At 52.4% G+C, this 15,680-nt stretch carries 16 protein-coding genes; 11 read left to right on the top strand and 5 right to left on the bottom strand.

Annotated elements, in window-relative coordinates:
* The first annotated feature begins 229 nt into the window (after positions 1-229).
* The 11 genes from ccoN (at position 230) to ttcA (ending at position 10,208) form a co-directional block, all read left to right on the top strand.
* Positions 230-1,657, top strand: a complete 1,428-nt coding sequence (gene ccoN, locus ABNT34_RS02110; RefSeq protein WP_348728387.1) for a cytochrome-c oxidase, cbb3-type subunit I — start codon at positions 230-232, stop codon at positions 1,655-1,657.
* 10 nt (positions 1,658-1,667) lie between these two features.
* On the top strand, positions 1,668-2,309 hold the full coding sequence (gene ccoO, locus ABNT34_RS02105; protein ID WP_348728385.1) for a cytochrome-c oxidase, cbb3-type subunit II: 642 nt from the start codon (positions 1,668-1,670) through the stop codon (positions 2,307-2,309).
* A 5-nt stretch (positions 2,310-2,314) separates the two neighbouring features.
* Positions 2,315-2,494 (top strand): CcoQ/FixQ family Cbb3-type cytochrome c oxidase assembly chaperone, encoded by a 180-nt coding sequence (locus ABNT34_RS02100; RefSeq protein ID WP_348728383.1) that lies wholly within the window; start codon positions 2,315-2,317, stop codon positions 2,492-2,494.
* Positions 2,487-3,461 carry a cytochrome-c oxidase, cbb3-type subunit III gene (gene ccoP, locus ABNT34_RS02095; RefSeq protein WP_348728381.1) on the top strand — a complete coding sequence of 325 codons (975 nt, stop codon included), beginning with the start codon at positions 2,487-2,489 and terminating at the stop codon, positions 3,459-3,461. The genes ABNT34_RS02100 and ccoP overlap by 8 nt, the downstream gene beginning before the upstream one ends.
* Before the next feature lie 83 nt (positions 3,462-3,544).
* Complete coding sequence (locus ABNT34_RS02090; RefSeq protein WP_348728379.1) at positions 3,545-4,021, top strand: FixH family protein; 477 nt, start codon at positions 3,545-3,547, stop codon at positions 4,019-4,021.
* A gap of 16 nt (positions 4,022-4,037) precedes the next feature.
* Positions 4,038-6,431, top strand: coding sequence for a heavy metal translocating P-type ATPase (locus ABNT34_RS02085; RefSeq protein WP_348728377.1), 2,394 nt, complete (start codon positions 4,038-4,040; stop codon positions 6,429-6,431).
* Positions 6,428-6,622, top strand: coding sequence for a cbb3-type cytochrome oxidase assembly protein CcoS (gene ccoS / locus ABNT34_RS02080; protein WP_348728375.1), 195 nt, complete (start codon positions 6,428-6,430; stop codon positions 6,620-6,622). Before ABNT34_RS02085 ends, ccoS begins: the two co-directional genes overlap by 4 nt.
* Positions 6,612-7,283, top strand: a complete 672-nt coding sequence (locus ABNT34_RS02075) for a sulfite exporter TauE/SafE family protein (protein ID WP_348728373.1) — start codon at positions 6,612-6,614, stop codon at positions 7,281-7,283. The genes ccoS and ABNT34_RS02075 overlap by 11 nt, the downstream gene beginning before the upstream one ends.
* 36 nt (positions 7,284-7,319) lie before the next feature.
* On the top strand, positions 7,320-8,039 hold the full coding sequence (fnr, locus tag ABNT34_RS02070) for a fumarate/nitrate reduction transcriptional regulator Fnr (protein ID WP_348728371.1): 720 nt from the start codon (positions 7,320-7,322) through the stop codon (positions 8,037-8,039).
* Positions 8,040-8,273: 234 nt separating this feature from the next.
* Positions 8,274-9,182 carry a universal stress protein UspE gene (uspE, locus tag ABNT34_RS02065; RefSeq protein ID WP_348728369.1) on the top strand — a complete coding sequence of 303 codons (909 nt, stop codon included), beginning with the start codon at positions 8,274-8,276 and terminating at the stop codon, positions 9,180-9,182.
* Between the two features lie 96 nt (positions 9,183-9,278).
* Positions 9,279-10,208, top strand: a complete 930-nt coding sequence (gene ttcA, locus ABNT34_RS02060) for a tRNA 2-thiocytidine(32) synthetase TtcA (RefSeq protein ID WP_348728367.1) — start codon at positions 9,279-9,281, stop codon at positions 10,206-10,208.
* Positions 10,209-10,260: 52 nt separating this feature from the next.
* On the opposite strand, the gene ABNT34_RS02055 is transcribed toward ttcA, so the two are convergent.
* The 5 genes from ABNT34_RS02055 to gmd all read right to left on the bottom strand — a co-directional run bounded on the left by ABNT34_RS02055 (position 10,261) and on the right by gmd (position 15,664).
* Positions 10,261-10,665, bottom strand: coding sequence for a 3-phosphoshikimate 1-carboxyvinyltransferase (locus tag ABNT34_RS02055; protein ID WP_348728365.1), 405 nt, complete (start codon positions 10,663-10,665; stop codon positions 10,261-10,263).
* Positions 10,666-10,670: 5 nt separating this feature from the next.
* Positions 10,671-12,041, bottom strand: coding sequence for a phosphomannomutase CpsG (locus ABNT34_RS02050; RefSeq protein ID WP_348728363.1), 1,371 nt, complete (start codon positions 12,039-12,041; stop codon positions 10,671-10,673).
* 1 nt (position 12,042) lies between these two features.
* Entirely contained in the window at positions 12,043-13,461 is a 1,419-nt protein-coding gene (locus ABNT34_RS02045; RefSeq protein WP_348728362.1) for a mannose-1-phosphate guanylyltransferase/mannose-6-phosphate isomerase, read from the bottom strand.
* Between the two features lie 96 nt (positions 13,462-13,557).
* Positions 13,558-14,574 carry a GDP-L-fucose synthase gene (locus ABNT34_RS02040; protein ID WP_348728361.1) on the bottom strand — a complete coding sequence of 339 codons (1,017 nt, stop codon included), beginning with the start codon at positions 14,572-14,574 and terminating at the stop codon, positions 13,558-13,560.
* Complete coding sequence (gmd, locus tag ABNT34_RS02035; RefSeq protein ID WP_348728359.1) at positions 14,564-15,664, bottom strand: GDP-mannose 4,6-dehydratase; 1,101 nt, start codon at positions 15,662-15,664, stop codon at positions 14,564-14,566. Before gmd ends, ABNT34_RS02040 begins: the two co-directional genes overlap by 11 nt.
* Positions 15,665-15,680 lie beyond the last annotated feature (16 nt).

Here is a 15,680-nt window from a genome sequence, read left to right as displayed (position 1 = left end):
TGTTGCTTCAATTGAATATTTTCTGAGCAGCAACATTGTTCTAAATCATAAAACCGGCGCATTCGCCTATCTTTTTAGGGGTAAAGCTCGTATGATCCGGCGCAAAGATGGGCTGTGAAAGCGAGCTGAGTCAGTGGTTTGGCGGCAGTTACGGCAAATCTAAAATAAGAAAGGTCGCCCTCGGGTGTTTTCATTTACTAACTAGCAAAAAACTGCAGCGGAACTCAACATGAGCCATACACAATCGTTAAATGTTGACTACAACTACACAGTTGTCCGCCTATTTGCACTCACAACAGTGTTGTGGGGCATAGTCGGCATGAGCGTGGGTGTTTTAATTGCGGCACAACTTTACTGGCCAGCACTGAACTTTGATACTGCCTGGTTAACTTATAGCCGTCTTCGTCCTCTTCACACCAACGCGGTAATTTTCGCGTTTGGTACCAGCGCCTTATTCGCCACGTCGTATTACGTGGTGCAGCGGACCTGCCAGGTTCGTTTGTTTGCTGAAAAGCTTGCCATGTTTACTTTTATCGGCTGGCAGGTTGTGATTATCGCTGCAGCTATCACTCTGCCGCAGGGCATCAGCCAAAGCAAAGAGTATGCAGAACTGGAATGGCCAATCGACTTACTGATTGCTGTCGTCTGGATCAGCTACGCGGTGGTGTTCTTTGGCACTCTGGTGAAACGCAAAACCAGTCACATTTACGTGGCAAACTGGTTCTATGGCGGTTTTATTATCACTGTGGCGGCGCTGCACATCGTCAACAGCATGGTGATCCCGGTATCACTGACCAAATCTTATTCCATTTACGCCGGTGCCATCGATGCGATGGTGCAATGGTGGTACGGTCACAATGCAGTAGGTTTCCTGTTAACGGCTGGTTTTCTGGGGATGATGTACTACTTCGTACCTAAACAAGCTGGCCGTCCGGTGTATTCTTACCGCTTGTCTGTGGTGCACTTCTGGGCCTTGATCGCGCTTTACATCTGGGCGGGTTCACACCACTTACACTACACCGCTCTGCCTGACTGGACTCAGTCTGTCGGTATGGTGATGTCGGTGATTCTGTTTGTTCCAAGCTGGGGTGGCATGATCAACGGTATCATGACGCTGTCTGGTGCCTGGCATAAGCTGAAAACTGACCCTATCTTACGTTTCCTGATTGTCTCTCTGTCTTTCTACGGCATGTCAACTTTTGAAGGCCCGATGATGGCAATCAAATCAGTAAACGCGCTGTCTCACTACACAGACTGGACTGTTGGTCACGTTCACTCCGGTGCTTTAGGTTGGGTTGCGATGGTCTCAATCGGCGCGCTGTATCACCTGATCCCGGCAGTATTTGCGCAAGGCCGCATGTACAGCATCAAACTGATTAACACCCACTTCTGGTTACACACCACCGGCGTAGTTCTGTACATCGTTGCGCTGTGGATCAGCGGTATTATGCAAGGCATGATGTGGCGTGCAGTCAATACTGACGGCACTCTGACATACAGCTTTGTCCAGTCACTGGAAGCTTCTTATCCGTTCTACCTGATGCGCTTCATCGGTGGTTGTTTCGTCGTCGCCGGCATGCTGGTTATGGCCTACAACGTGATTAAAACTGTACGTGCCAAACAAGGTACGTTAGAGCCAATCGCAGAAGCGGCATAAGGAGTCGGTCATGTCTAAGAATTATCACGATAAAGTAGAAAAGAACGTTGGCTGGCTCGGTATTCTGACCGTCGTCGCGATTAGCTTCGGCACTATGGTCGAGATCACACCGCTGATGTTTATCAGCGAAACCAACGAACCTGTGGATGGCCTCAAACCTTACACTGCCCTGCAGCTGGAAGGTCGTGATGTGTTTATCCGCGAGGGTTGTACCAACTGCCACAGTCAGATGATCCGCCCGTTCCGTCATGAGACTGAACGCTACGGTCACTACTCTGTTGCCGGTGAAAGTGTGTGGGAACACCCGTTCCTGTGGGGCTCAAAACGGACAGGTCCTGACCTGGCCCGTGTTGGTGGCCGTTACAGTGATGACTGGCATTATGCCCACTTGATGGACCCACGTTCTGTAGTGCCTCAGTCCAATATGCCTGGTTATCCGTGGTTGGATAGCACAGTGTTGGATGGTCAACTGACCGCGAAAAAAATGGCAACATTTAACGTGCTGACCAAAGGCAAAATGCACAAGGACGATGCCGACGGCGTGATGTACTCAGCAGAAGAAATTGCTGCTGCGCAAGAAGCCGTGAAAGGTAAAACTGAAATGCAGGCCCTGATTGCCTATCTGCAATCACTGGGCACAGCACTGAAGTAATTACCATGGACTTCGTCACTTTACACAGCATTTTCACCGTGATTATTTTTGTGGCTTTTATCGCCTTGGTGTTCTGGCTTTTTGTGTTAAAACGCAAACCAGATTTTGACCAGGCCGCCAATGCAATTTTTGCTGACGAACAAAAGCCACAACAAAAACAACAACAGGAGTCGGATCATGAGTAGCTTTTGGAGTGCTTGGATCATTGTATTAACACTGGCATGTCTGGTTGTATGCTTCGTGTTGCTGACATGGAACCTGAAGAACCATGTTGGCGTTGCAGAAAACGAAACCACCGGTCATGAATTTGACGGGATTTCCGAAATCAATAACCCGCTGCCAAAGTGGTGGACCATTATGTTCTACGCCACCTTCGCCTGGTCGGTGTATTACTTTGCCGCCTACCCTGGTCTTGGCAACTGGAAAGGCCTGTTTGGCTGGACCAGCTCAAACCAGGGTGTCAAATCTCTGGCTGAGTCCAAAGCTGCGGTTGAAGCGAACAAAGCTGCTGGCACTCCGTCACAGCTGGACGCCGAATACGTCAAAGCTGAAGGCACTTTTGCCAAAGAGTTTGGCAAGTACACCAGCCGTCCAATCGAAGAACTGGCATTTGATAAAGATGCACTGAAAGTTGGTCAACGTCTGTTCCTGCAAAACTGTGCCCAGTGTCACGGTTCAGATGCCCGTGGTCAGCGTGGCTTCCCGAACCTGACCGATAACGATTGGTTATATGGCGGCACTGCCGACAAGATCGTCGAAACTCTGCGTCATGGCCGTAAAGCCGCGATGCCTGCCTGGGGCGAAGCCTTAGGTGAGCAAGGCGTGAAAGAGATGACCGCTTATGTACTGAGTCTGTCAGGCCGTAAAGTCAACGACAAAGACGCAGCTGCAGGTAAAGCCAAGTTTGGTATGTGTGCGGCCTGTCACGGCATGGATGGTAAAGGCTCGCTGGCCCATAACCTGCCATTTGGTGCACCAAACCTGACCGACAGCACCTGGTTATACGGTGGTTCAGCCGGTACTATCGAACAAACGCTGCAGCACGGCCGCAATGGTCAGATGCCAGCCTTTGGCGAGCGTCTGGGTGAAGATAAAATCCACGTGATCGCGGCATACGTCTATCGGTTGTCACGTCCGGATGAAGCAAAATAATTTGCTGAGCCCGGCACTGTATTGAAGCCCCCTCGCGGGGCTTCGTTTTATCTGCCTGAAGTTAGATGAGGAAAGAAGTTGTGATGTCAAAACCTTGGTATAAACAAGTCTGGCCCTGGATCCTGATCAGTCTGCCAGTGTTTTCAATCCTCAAAGCCGTCCATACTGTTTATATCATGAACCAGCAAAGCCCGGATTTAGTCGTCGACGACTATTACGCCGAAGGTAAAGCAATTAACCAGAATTTGTCACGCTACCGTGAAGCGGCCGCACGTAATTTGCACGCCAAAGTACTGTTAGCTGGCAATAAAGCCGTGTTGACCTTTGAAGCCAGTAGCGTGCTGGATAAACAACTTGCGTTGGATTTTGTGCATAACACCATCGCCAGTAAAGATTTTAAAGTCATCGCCGAACGCAGCGGTGAATCCATGTACATCGCCGAGCTGCCGGTGACACCGACCGGCAAATGGAACCTGGTTGTACACGACCAGGCAAACCAATGGAAGCTGCGGGCTTCGTTAAGTCTGCCGGCAACAGATGCCATTAAACTGACCTATTGAGAATTCAGACAGTCTCATGCTGCAACAGCGTTGTTTTCATTGTCACGAACCTGTACCGGCCGGTACCGATTATCACTGTGAAGTACTGTCTCAGCCGCAGGTGTTTTGCTGTGCCGGCTGCCAGGCTGTGGCCGAAACTATCGTCGCACAAGGTTTAAGTGATTATTACAAGTTCCGCAGTAAAGCCGCCAACAAGGCCAATGCTGTCCCTGCTGAACTGAAAGCCAAGCTACAAAGTTATGACAGCACAGAAGTGCTGCAGGAACTGACTGAACAAATCGGCGATGCCCAGCGCATTGAACTGTCTGTCAATGGCATGAGCTGCGCGGCTTGTGCCTGGCTGATCGAACGTCAGCTGCAACAAAACCCTGCTGTGAAAAGGGTCAGCGTTAATTCCGGCACCGCCCGCTGCGAGCTGGTCTGGGATGCCAATATCACCCCATTGAGTCTGTTATTAAGCCAAATCACTGAACTGGGTTATCAGGCAAGTCCCTTCGTCGCCGATTTAGAAGAACAGAACTTCCGCCAGGAAATGAACGCTTATCTGAAGCGTCTGGCAGTCTCCGGCATTATGACGATGCAAGTAATGATGCTGGCCTTTGGCCTGTACTTTGGCGAATTCAGCGGCATTGAAGCCCAGTATGAAGGTTACCTGCGCTGGGTCAGTCTGCTAATGACTTTACCTGTGATGGCCTACGCCGCCCTGCCGTTTAGTAGCAGCGCCTGGCGCGCATTAAAAGCCCGCCAGCTTAATATGGATGTGCCTATCACACTGGCTCTTTATTACACCTTTATTGCGTCTTTGTACGCCACAGTGTTTGATACCGGCGAAGTGTATTTTGAGTCGGTCTGTATGTTTGTGTTTCTGCTGCAGCTCGGCAAATTTTTTGAATTTCGTGCGCGCAAACAGGCGCGTGACGCCACCAGTAATTTGCTCAAAGTGATGCCGGTCAGCGCGACGCTGTGGGACGGCGAACATGGCACAGCCACGTCAGCGCGGCGCTTACAAAGCGGTGACCACATCCTGGTCAAAGCCGGTGAAACCATTCCGGCCGACGGCGTGGTCGAAAGTGGCGTCAGCTCAGTGGATGAGTCGATGCTGACCGGTGAATATAAAGCTGTCAGTAAACAAAGCGGCGACATGGTGCTGGCCGGCAGTATCAATCACGACGGCATTCTGGTGGTGCGGGTACGCAGCGCATTGACCGAATCCCGGCTTGGCCAGATCATTGCGCTGCAGCAACAAACTTTGCATCAAAAACCGGCGCTGCTGGAAAAAACTGACCGCATCGCGCGATTTTTTGTGCAGCGCCTGCTGGTAATCGCCACTGTCACATTTTGTGCCTGGTATTTCTGGATTGATGCCGACCGCGCCTTCTGGGTCACATTATCAGTGCTGGTCGCCACCTGCCCTTGCGCGCTGAGCCTCGCCACTCCGACTGCCGTCACTTGTGCTTTGGCCCAGTTAAACCGCAAAGGCATTCTGATTAAAAACCAACATGTGCTCGATGTATTGCCAAGACTCAGCAAAATCTTCTTCGATAAAACCGGCACTTTAACCCAAGGCCGTTTTAGTCTGACTGCGGTGCAAAGCTTCAGCCAGCACTATCAGCAAACCGAGCTGCTGAATCTGATGGCCAATCTGGAACAACAATCCGAACATCCGATAGCCAGAGCTTTTAGCCCATATTTCCAACAGCCTGTTGCCCTGGAACAGGTTAATCTTACAGTCGGTGCAGGTTTGTCTGCCTGGTATCAGCAGCAACTACTACGGATTGGCCGGCCGGAATTTTGTGGTCTGGACCCACAAGACCCACGCTTTGCCGGCGCTCAGGTCTGTTTCAGTATCGATGGCGAGTTGGCTGCCACAGTGCAGCTGGCTGACCAGCTACGGCCTGAAGTCGAGCCGCTGGTCACTGCACTTAAGCAACGCCAGTTAAAGCTCGCCATCCTGACCGGTGATGGCTCTGCCGCAGCGCCGGCTGTTGCAAGCCAGCTCGGCATCACAGAACTGTGGCAAGGCTGCAGCCCGGAGCAAAAAGTTGAAGCCATTCAACAGTCGGTGCAAGCGGGCGAAACCGTGTTGATGGTAGGCGACGGCATTAATGACAGCCCCTGTTTCCACGCCGCTCATGTGTCGGTGGCGCTGGATAGCGGCACTGAATTGTCAAAAAATCAGGCTGATGTGGTGCTGCTGCACAACGATTTGCAACAACTGCAAATGTTGATTGACGGCGCGCGCCGTGCCCGCACGGTAGTGAAGCAGAATCTGTGGTGGGCAGCCGGGTACAATCTGGTTATTATTCCGCTGGCGGTCTGCGGCTTTGTGTCGCCTTATGTCGCAGTGATCGGCATGTCCTGCAGTTCATTGCTGGTGGTGTCTAATTCATTACGGTTGCTCAAAGCATGAGTATTATCTACGTCCTGATCCCTATCGCCATTATCTTCGTGATGATCGGCATCGCAGTGTTTTTTTGGGCGGTACGCTCCAAACAGTTTGATGACCTCGATAAAGAAGGCTTCAGTATTCTGTTTAACGAGAAACCAGCTGCTTCCGCCAAGCCTGACGAACAACAGCCCCCGCAGTCCCGTGAATCCTGAGCTTTTCGCCGCATTTTTTGTCGGTTTGTTTGGCAGCGCGCATTGCCTGCTGATGTGCGGTGGCATGGCCGGCGCCCTGCAAATGCTGATGCCGCCCTCGCGCGCCAGACGGAGCCTGTTACAGCTGACGCTTGGGCTTGGCCGTATCAGTAGTTATGCCCTGGCCGGTGCTTTGTTCGGTGGTGTTGGCGCAGCTATGGTCGGCAGCACCGGCCTGCTGCCGCAATATTTGCAGCTGTTTGCCGGCCTGATGCTGTTAGCGATGGCGCTTTATATCAGCCGCTTGTGGTTTGGCTTACTCAAACTGGAACAAGCCGGTAAACGGCTATGGCGCCTGGTACAGCCGATCAGTCAAAAGTTATTACCGCTGGATTCGCCGCTGAAGGCCTATGCCTATGGCCTATGCTGGGGTTATTTGCCCTGTGGTCTGGTCTATTCGGCGCTGAGCTGGAGCCTTGGCAGCGGCTCAGCGGTCAACGGCGCACTGTGGATGGCACTGTTTGGCCTTGGCACTTTACCGGCGGTATTATTGGCCGGCCAGGCAGCAGACCTGCTACGCCGGTTACAGCAACAGCAGTGGCTGCGTTTTATCCTTGCCGCCCTGCTCGCCGCTTACGCATTTCAGACAATTTACCTTGCACTTCGTGCTGTGGTTTTTTAAGCTGGGCGTACTTTGGATGGAGTTTGGAAACCTGCGATGAGTTCACCTTCAAGTATTAACTGTCAGCACTGTGGCTTCAGCCAGCTGTGTCTGCCATTCACACTCAACGACTCTGAACTGGATAAGCTGGACCAAATCATCCAGCGCAAACGCCCGTCACATAAAGGTGACCATTTATTTGAAGCCGGCAAACCCTTGCAGGCTTTGTACGCGGTGCGCACCGGTTCATTCAAAACCTATACACTGACCGAACAGGGTGAAGAACAAATCACCGGCTTTCACTTACCAGGCGATGTGATTGGCTTTGACGCTATTGGCGATCAACAACATCCAAGCTATGCGCAGGCGCTGGAAACCGCCATGGTCTGCGAAATCCCATTTAATAACCTCGACCAGCTGTTAGATCAGGTGCCTAAACTACGTCAGCAATTGATGCGCCTGATGAGTCAGGATATCCACGGTGATCAGCAGATGATGCTGTTACTGAACCGCAAAACTGCCGAAGAAAAACTAGCTGCATTTATCACCAATCTGGCACAACGTTTTGGCAGCCGCGGCTTTTCCCGTAAAGAATTCCGTCTGACCATGACCCGCGGCGAAATTGGCAACTACCTGGGTTTAACCGTTGAAACCATCAGCCGCCTGCTTGGTCGTTTTCACAAAGACGAATTGATCCATGTGGATGGCAAACTTATCAGCATTACAAATTTCGAAGAACTCAGCCGCGTCGCCGGTATGGCACAAATAGGCCGCTAAGCCGCCATTTCTGAAAAACCGCCGTTTGGCGGTTTTTTTATTCGCTGCCGTCCATGGCACTCACCTTCTAAGGCCAACGCAGTATGTAGTCCCTGCTTTTATTTCCAGATTTTGCTTTGTGTTCAGCATCGGGAACCAATCGCCACCGTATTGATCCAACACAACATCGGCAGTTCCGAACCGGTTTAACTTAGCTACACTGAATCAGATCTGTGAATGCAAAGGAGAATGACGATGGCAACTTATCAGGATGTACTGGTCGTGCTGGACCCCGGCACTGAACAGCAAAAAGCCCTGGCCCGGGCCATTGAACTGGCGGAACATACCGCCTGTAAACTTACCGCCTTTTTATCCATCTATGACTTTTCCTATGAAATGACCACGATGTTATCCGGCGAAGAGCGGGAGTCGATGCGTCAGGCCGTGATCACTGACCGGGAGATCTGGATCCAGGAATTGCTGCAGCAGGCGCGGAGTAAGGGCATCGCCTGCAGTGTCAAAGTGGTCTGGCATAACCGCCCGTTTGAAGCCATAGTGCAAACTGTGACCGAACATGGCTACGACCTGGTTATTAAAGGCACGCACGACCACGATGTACTCAAGTCAATGATCTTCACCCCAACTGACTGGCATATTCTGCGCAAATGCCCTTGCCCGGTGTTGCTGGTGAAAGAACATGCCTGGCCGGAACAGGGCAACATCCTGGCGGCCGTAAATGCCGGCAGTGAAAAAGCCCATCATAAGGCGTTGAATCAACTGATTATCCGCCAGGCTAAAGCCATGGCCGCCATGCTGAAGGCCAAAGTCCATCTCGTCAACGCTTACCCCGGCACACCTATTCACGTGGCGATTGAGATCCCCGAATTTAACCCGGTCGAATACAACGACAGCATGCGCCATCATCATGTGGAAGCGGCCAACGCACTGGCCGGGCAATTTGATATCACCAGCGACGCTGTGCATGTGCTTGAAGGCATGCCGGAAGATGTGATCCCACGCATAGCCAGAGAACTCGATGCTGAGATGGTGCTGATTGGCACTATAGGCCGCACCGGTCTGTCAGCGGCTATTATTGGCAACACTGCCGAACACGTAATAGACCGGCTGGACTGTGACGTACTGGCGCTGAAAACAGAACACTAGATTTGGCAGAAAAACCAGGCCCGCTTGCTGCAAAGGGAATTGGCAAGCGGCGCTGATCCGCTATAATGTGCGCCTTTTTATAGCCTGGGTCCCACCATGTCACATTCTGCCGAAGCCAAAGCGCAATACAATCTGAACAAACTGCATAAAAGACTGCGTCGTGGCGTTGGCCAGGCCATTGCTGATTTTGGCATGATTGAGGAAGGTGACAAAATCATGGTCTGCCTGTCCGGCGGCAAAGACAGCTATACCTTACTCGACATTCTGCTGAACCTGCAGCAATCTGCGCCGATTAATTTCAGCATTGTGGCGGTTAATCTGGACCAGAAACAACCCGGTTTCCCGGCGGAAGTGCTGCCCAACTATTTAAGCGGCATTGGCGTAGATTTTAAAATCGTCACTGAAGACACCTACTCCATCGTCAAAGAAAAGATCCCCGAAGGCAAAACCACTTGTTCTTTGTGTAGCCGGCTGCGCCGTGGCATTTTGTACCGCACTGCTAATGAGCTCGGCGCCACCAAAATCGCGCTGGGTCATCATCGAGATGACATGATTGAAACTATGTTTCTGAACATGTTCTACGGCGGCAAAATGAAATCAATGCCACCGAAGCTGATTAGCGACAACGGCGAACATATCGTGATCCGGCCTTTGGCGTACTGCCGGGAAAAAGACATCGAAAAATACTCGACCGCCCGCGAATTCCCAATCATCCCATGTAACCTCTGTGGTTCGCAGGACGGTTTACAACGCCAGGTGGTGAAAGAAATGCTGCAGGACTGGGATAAACGTTTTCCGGGTCGCATCGAAACCATGTTCCAGGCCATGCAAAACATTGTGCCTTCACACATGGTCGATAAAAACCTGTTTGATTTCGCTGCTGTCAGTAAAGAGCGCGCCGCAGAATTTGCCGGCGACATGGCGTTTGACAAAGAAGCGGTACCGGCCAAACCTGTTGGTTTACTGGCAGAAGACGATGAAGAACAAGATAGCGTGGTGGTACAGCGGCTGGAAATCAGCCTCTAAACCTTTATTCGGTGTCGATGCAACAGAAAAGCGCTGTTGCATCGCCGCACAACTACAAAGACTGAAACCAGCCCCAGATCCCCAGCGAAAAATCGGCAAACAGGTCAATCCCGAGCGCCGACTTTAATAGATACAGCACCAGCAGCCCCAATACGCTACTCAGGATCAACAAAACGCTGAGAAACACCGCTTTGACCAATAATCCGGTTTTATGGCTGCGATACTCACTACGTTTATTACGCCCTGCCACCAGCACATAATAATAACGCCAGCTGCCAAGCCCCAGCGTACCGCGCACGTCCAGCTTGTGTTTGCCCCACTGCCGCGCCCCCAACGCCACCCGTAAGTAGCTCAGCTGCGCCTCAGTGAAGCTTTGCTGCACCTCAGCGGGCATCCGCTCCAGCAACTTTTGGATAGCCGGGTCCTGGCGGATGTCGTCCACAGGTGCGTCAGTCATCTGGCTTAGCCTTGTTGCAACAACGCCGAGAGTTCGGCGGTTTTTGCCTGCATCAGCACCACATCGCCGCGGCTTTCAACATTCAGCCGCACCAAAGGCTCAGTGTTGGAACTGCGCAGGTTAAAGCGCCAGTCGGAAAATTCCAGACTGATACCGTCGGTGGTATCTAGCTTGTCAGCCAAAGGCTGATAGCGCGCCAGGATCTCCGCGAGCTTAGCTTTGGGATCGGCAATAGTGAAATTGATTTCGCCGCTGGAAGGAAAAGCGGCGATGCGTTCAGCAACTAACGCAGACAGTGGCTGTTGTTTCACACACATCAGCTCAGCCACCAACAGCCAGGGGATCATGCCACTGTCACAGTACGCAAAATCACGGAAATAGTGGTGTGCGCTCATCTCGCCGCCATAGACAGCATCTTCGAGCCGCATCCGTTCTTTGATAAAAGCATGACCGGTTTTCGACTGAATGGCTTCACCGCCGGCCTGCTTCACTAAATCGATAGTGTTCCAGGTCAGGCGCGGGTCGTGAATAATGCGTGCGCCCTGATGCTGTTGCAAAAAGGCCTCCGCCAGCAGCCCAACGATATAATAACCTTCGATAAACTGGCCCTGCTCATCAAACAGGAAACAGCGGTCAAAATCGCCATCCCAGGCCACGCCAAAATCGGCCTGATGTGCCAGCACCGCGTTAGAGGTATCAGCGCGGTTTTCTGGCAACAATGGATTTGGGATACCGTTTGGAAAGGTTGCATCCGGCTCGTGATGCACTTTGATAAACTGCAGCGGTAAGCCCAAAGCCCCGCAACGCGCTTCCAGCGCATCCACCACATGACCGGCCGCGCCATTGCCAGAATTCACCACAATTTTCAGCGGCCGGATTAGCGCCGGACGTACATAACCGAGCAAATGCGTGACAAAATCCGCTAACACCGACTGCTGCCGGTACTGGCCGCGTGTGGCGACCGGCGTAAATTCGCCTTGCTCGGCAATGGCTTTGATCTCAAACAAGCCGCTGTCGCCACTGATAGGCCTCGCGCCCTGTTGCACCAGCTTCATGCCGTTGTAATCGAGCGGATTGTGACTGGCGGTCACTTCAATACCGCCGCACACGCCTAAATGGAAAGTGGCGAAATAAACTTCTTCAGTGCCGGTCATGCCGATGTCAATGACATCCACGCCGGCGTCCATCAGGCCATTGGCCAGCGCCAATTTCAGGCTTTCGGAGGTCGCCCGAACATCGCCGCCAACCACCACAGTTTTGGCCTGCTGATATTGACCAAAGGCGCGGCCAATGCGGTAGGCCACATCTTCGTCTAATTCATCACCGAGCCGGCCGCGGATGTCGTACGCTTTGACACAACTAATTTTCCGGTACATGTCAGGCCCGCCCATATCTGTCTTCAAACCGCACTATATCGTCTTCACCGAGGTAAGAGCCGGACTGCACCTCAATCAGCTCCAGCGGCACTTTGCCCGGGTTTTCCAGCGCATGCACGGCAGTGATCGGGATATAAACCGACTGGTTTTCCGTCAGATACTGATCAACCCCATCGATAGTGACTTTGGCGGTACCGGACACCACAATCCAGTGCTCTGCGCGGTGGTGATGCATCTGCACCGATAACTTCGCGCCAGGTTTAACCGTAATGCGTTTGACCTGAAAACGCTCACCGTTATCGACTGAATCGTATTTGCCCCATGGCCGGTATACTTCGCGGTGGAAAGTCACTTCCGGCCGCTGCTTGGCTTTGAGCTGCGCGACAATGTGTTTGACATCCTGCGCCTGATCTTTGTGCGCCACCAGCACTGCGTCTTTGGTGCTGATCACCACAAGATCCTGCACACCAACAGTCGCCACCAGCTGTTGTTCGCTGCGCACGTAACAGTTCTGACTATTCTGCGACCAGACATCCCCCTGATGGCAATTGCCGTCGCTGTCTTTGCCACTGACCTGCCACAGCGCAGCAAAGCCACCCACGTCGTTCCAGCCAGCCGCTAACGGCACCACCACGACGCTCTCTGGCTCATCCCGGCTCAGCGGTTCCATAATGGCGTAATCAATCGAATTGTCCGGACAGGCTTCAAAGGCGGCTTTTTTCACCCGGACAAAATCTAAATCCGGACTCAGTTCCGCCATTGCTGCAGTACAGGCGGCCAGCATCGCACTCTGATATTGCCCCAGTAACGCCAGGTAACGGTCGGCGCGGAACATAAACATACCGCTGTTCCAGTAATATTCGCCGCTCGAGAGATACTGCTGTGCGGTCGGCAGATTGGGTTTCTCGACAAACGCATCCACCTGATAGGCGCTGCCCGTGCTGACGCCACGGCGGATATAGCCATAACCGGTTTCCGGCGTTGTCGGCACTATACCAAAGGTGACCAGTTTACCGCTGGCTGCCAGCGGTTCTGCCTGTTGTACCGCAGCGCGAAACGCTGCCTCATCTTCAATCACATGGTCGGCGGCCAGCACCAGTAGCAATGCATCCGGATCTGTATCCGTGGCCTGTAACGCTGCCAGCGCAATAGCCGGCGCGGTATTACGGCCAACCGGCTCCAGAAGAATCGACGCACCGCTGATGCCTAACTGCCGAACTTGCTCAGCAGCAATAAAACGATGGTCTTCATTACAAATCAGTAAAGGTGCCTGATGTGCCAGGCCTTTTAACCGCAGCAGGGTCTGTTGCAGCATTGTGGTTGTGCCGGTCAGCGCCAAAAATTGCTTCGGATAATTGCCGCGAGAAAGTGGCCATAAACGTGTCCCTGAGCCACCGGCCATAATTACGGGTGTAAACATTGTTGAAATCCTGTCAAAACACTGCGTTAGGGTAGTCTGATGGAGCACAGAATAACTGTCAATTATCCTGGCGTTGTGTCCCATTTTTAAGTTAAATCAACGACTGGAACTGGCGGCGCCCCGGAGTTGCTGCTGATGCTGCTCATACCAATGCCAGGTTTGTGTGAGTCCTTGTCGCAGCGAAATCTGCGGTGTCCATCCCAGTTGACGCAGACGGCTGCTGTCCAGCAGTTTACGCGGTGTGCCGTCGGGCTTCGTCAGGTCAAAGCCAAGTGGCTGGGTATAACCGATAATACCGCAAAGCAGTTCCGCCAGCGCACCAATACTAATCTCTTCCCCGCTGCCGACATTCAAAAAGCCCGGAGTGTCGGCACACGCACGCCAATACTCGGCCGCAGATAATTCGACCACCAGCCGGCAAGCTCGGGCTAAATCTTCCACATGCAAAAACTCTCTCAGGGCCTGACCACTGCCCCAGATTTGCAGTGATCGCTGACTGTCTCTGGCCAACTGCATCCGGCGCATTAACGCCGGCACCACATGAGCCTGTTGAATATCAAAATTATCACCGGGCCCATATAAGTTAGTCGGCATCAAAGCGCGAAAGTCACAACCATACTGGCGATGGAAACTGCTGCAAAGCTTTAAGCCGGCAATTTTTGCAACAGCATAGGCTTCATTAGTGGGCTCAAGCACACCGCCTAACAAATCAGTTTCGTTAATTGGCTGGGGCGCAAATTTCGGATAAATACAACTAGAGCCAAGATACAACACTCGCGATACACCGCTTTGATGTGCTGCTGCCAATATATTTGTCGCGATTTGCAGGTTTTGCAGTAAAAAATCAGCTGGATATTGTCTGTTGGCTGCGATACCACCTACTCTGGCAGCAGCAACCAGGATCCAATCTGGTCGCTGTTGCTGAAGAAAGTTTTCGACATCTGTCTGACGTGTTAAATCCAGTGTGGTCCGGTCTGCGGTAATCAATTGATATTGGCTGCTACTGGCAAACTCCTGATGCAGCGCCTGACCAACCATGCCGCGATGACCGGCAATAAACACCCTCAACGGTTTTTGACCTGCCTGACTGACAGATGTAGCTTCAGCGGGCATAACCATTGGCCTCCAGCAGTGCCTGACGTCTGGCCAGTTCCAGATCATGCGCCATCATCATCTGACAGAGCGCGGCAAAATCTGTTGCTGGTCGCCAGTCAAGCGCGGTTCTGGCCCGCGTGGCATCCCCACATAACGATGGCACTTCGCTCGGGCGCAGATACCGCGGGTCGATTCGCAAAATTACATCCCCCGGCTTTAATCCAGGTGTGCGTGTTGGATCACAACTCAGGACTGTAGCGACTTCTGTCAGGCCACTGCCGCTAAAGCTCAGGCTGATGCCGAGGCTTGCCGCGCAGCTCTGCAAAAATTCGCGCACAGTATGCTGTACGCCTGTCGCAATGACATAGTCATTGGGTGTGTCTTGCTGCAACATGCGCCAGGCTGCATCCATATAATCGGCAGCAAACCCCCAGTCCCGCCGGGCATCCAGATTTCCCAGGTACAGACATTGTTGCTGACCCAGCGCAATCGCTGCCAGGCCCCGGGTAATTTTACGGGTGACAAAAGTCTCGCCGCGTCGTGGTGATTCATGGTTAAACATAATGCCGTTCACGGCGAACAGACCATAAGCTTCGCGGTAATTGACAGTGGTCCAATATGCGCCGACTTTGGCGATCGCGTACGGCGAACAGGGCCGGAATGGCGTATCTTCGTTTTGCACCAGGCTGGTGACATTGCCATACATCTCGGACGTCGCAGCCTGAAAAAACCGACAAGTCAGGCCTGCTAAACGCACTGCCTCTAACAACCGGATAGTGCCAAGCGCGACCACATTGGCTGTGTACTCGGCCGCTTCAAACGACACTGCAACATGGCTTTGTGCGGCCAGATGATAGATTTCGTCAGGCTGAATTTTTTGCAGCAAGCTACACAAGGCAAGACTGTCAGTCATATCGCCATAATGCAAAAATAATGGCAGGTCCTGCTGATGCGGATCCTGATAAATATGATCTATCCGGCTGGTATTCAGTGAAGAGGCTCGACGCTTCAGGCCGTGCACCTGATAACCTTTGGCGAGCAACAACTCCGCAAGATAAGACCCATCTTGCCCGGTGATCCCGGTAATAAACGCCACTTTTTTGTTCAAACACTGCTCTCCAGAC

The organism is Rheinheimera texasensis, assembly GCF_964031785.1.
Classification (GTDB): domain Bacteria; phylum Pseudomonadota; class Gammaproteobacteria; order Enterobacterales; family Alteromonadaceae; genus Pararheinheimera; species Pararheinheimera texasensis_A.
The sequence above is the reverse complement of the archived record's forward strand: the minus strand, read 5'-3'. Positions and strand labels throughout refer to the sequence as shown.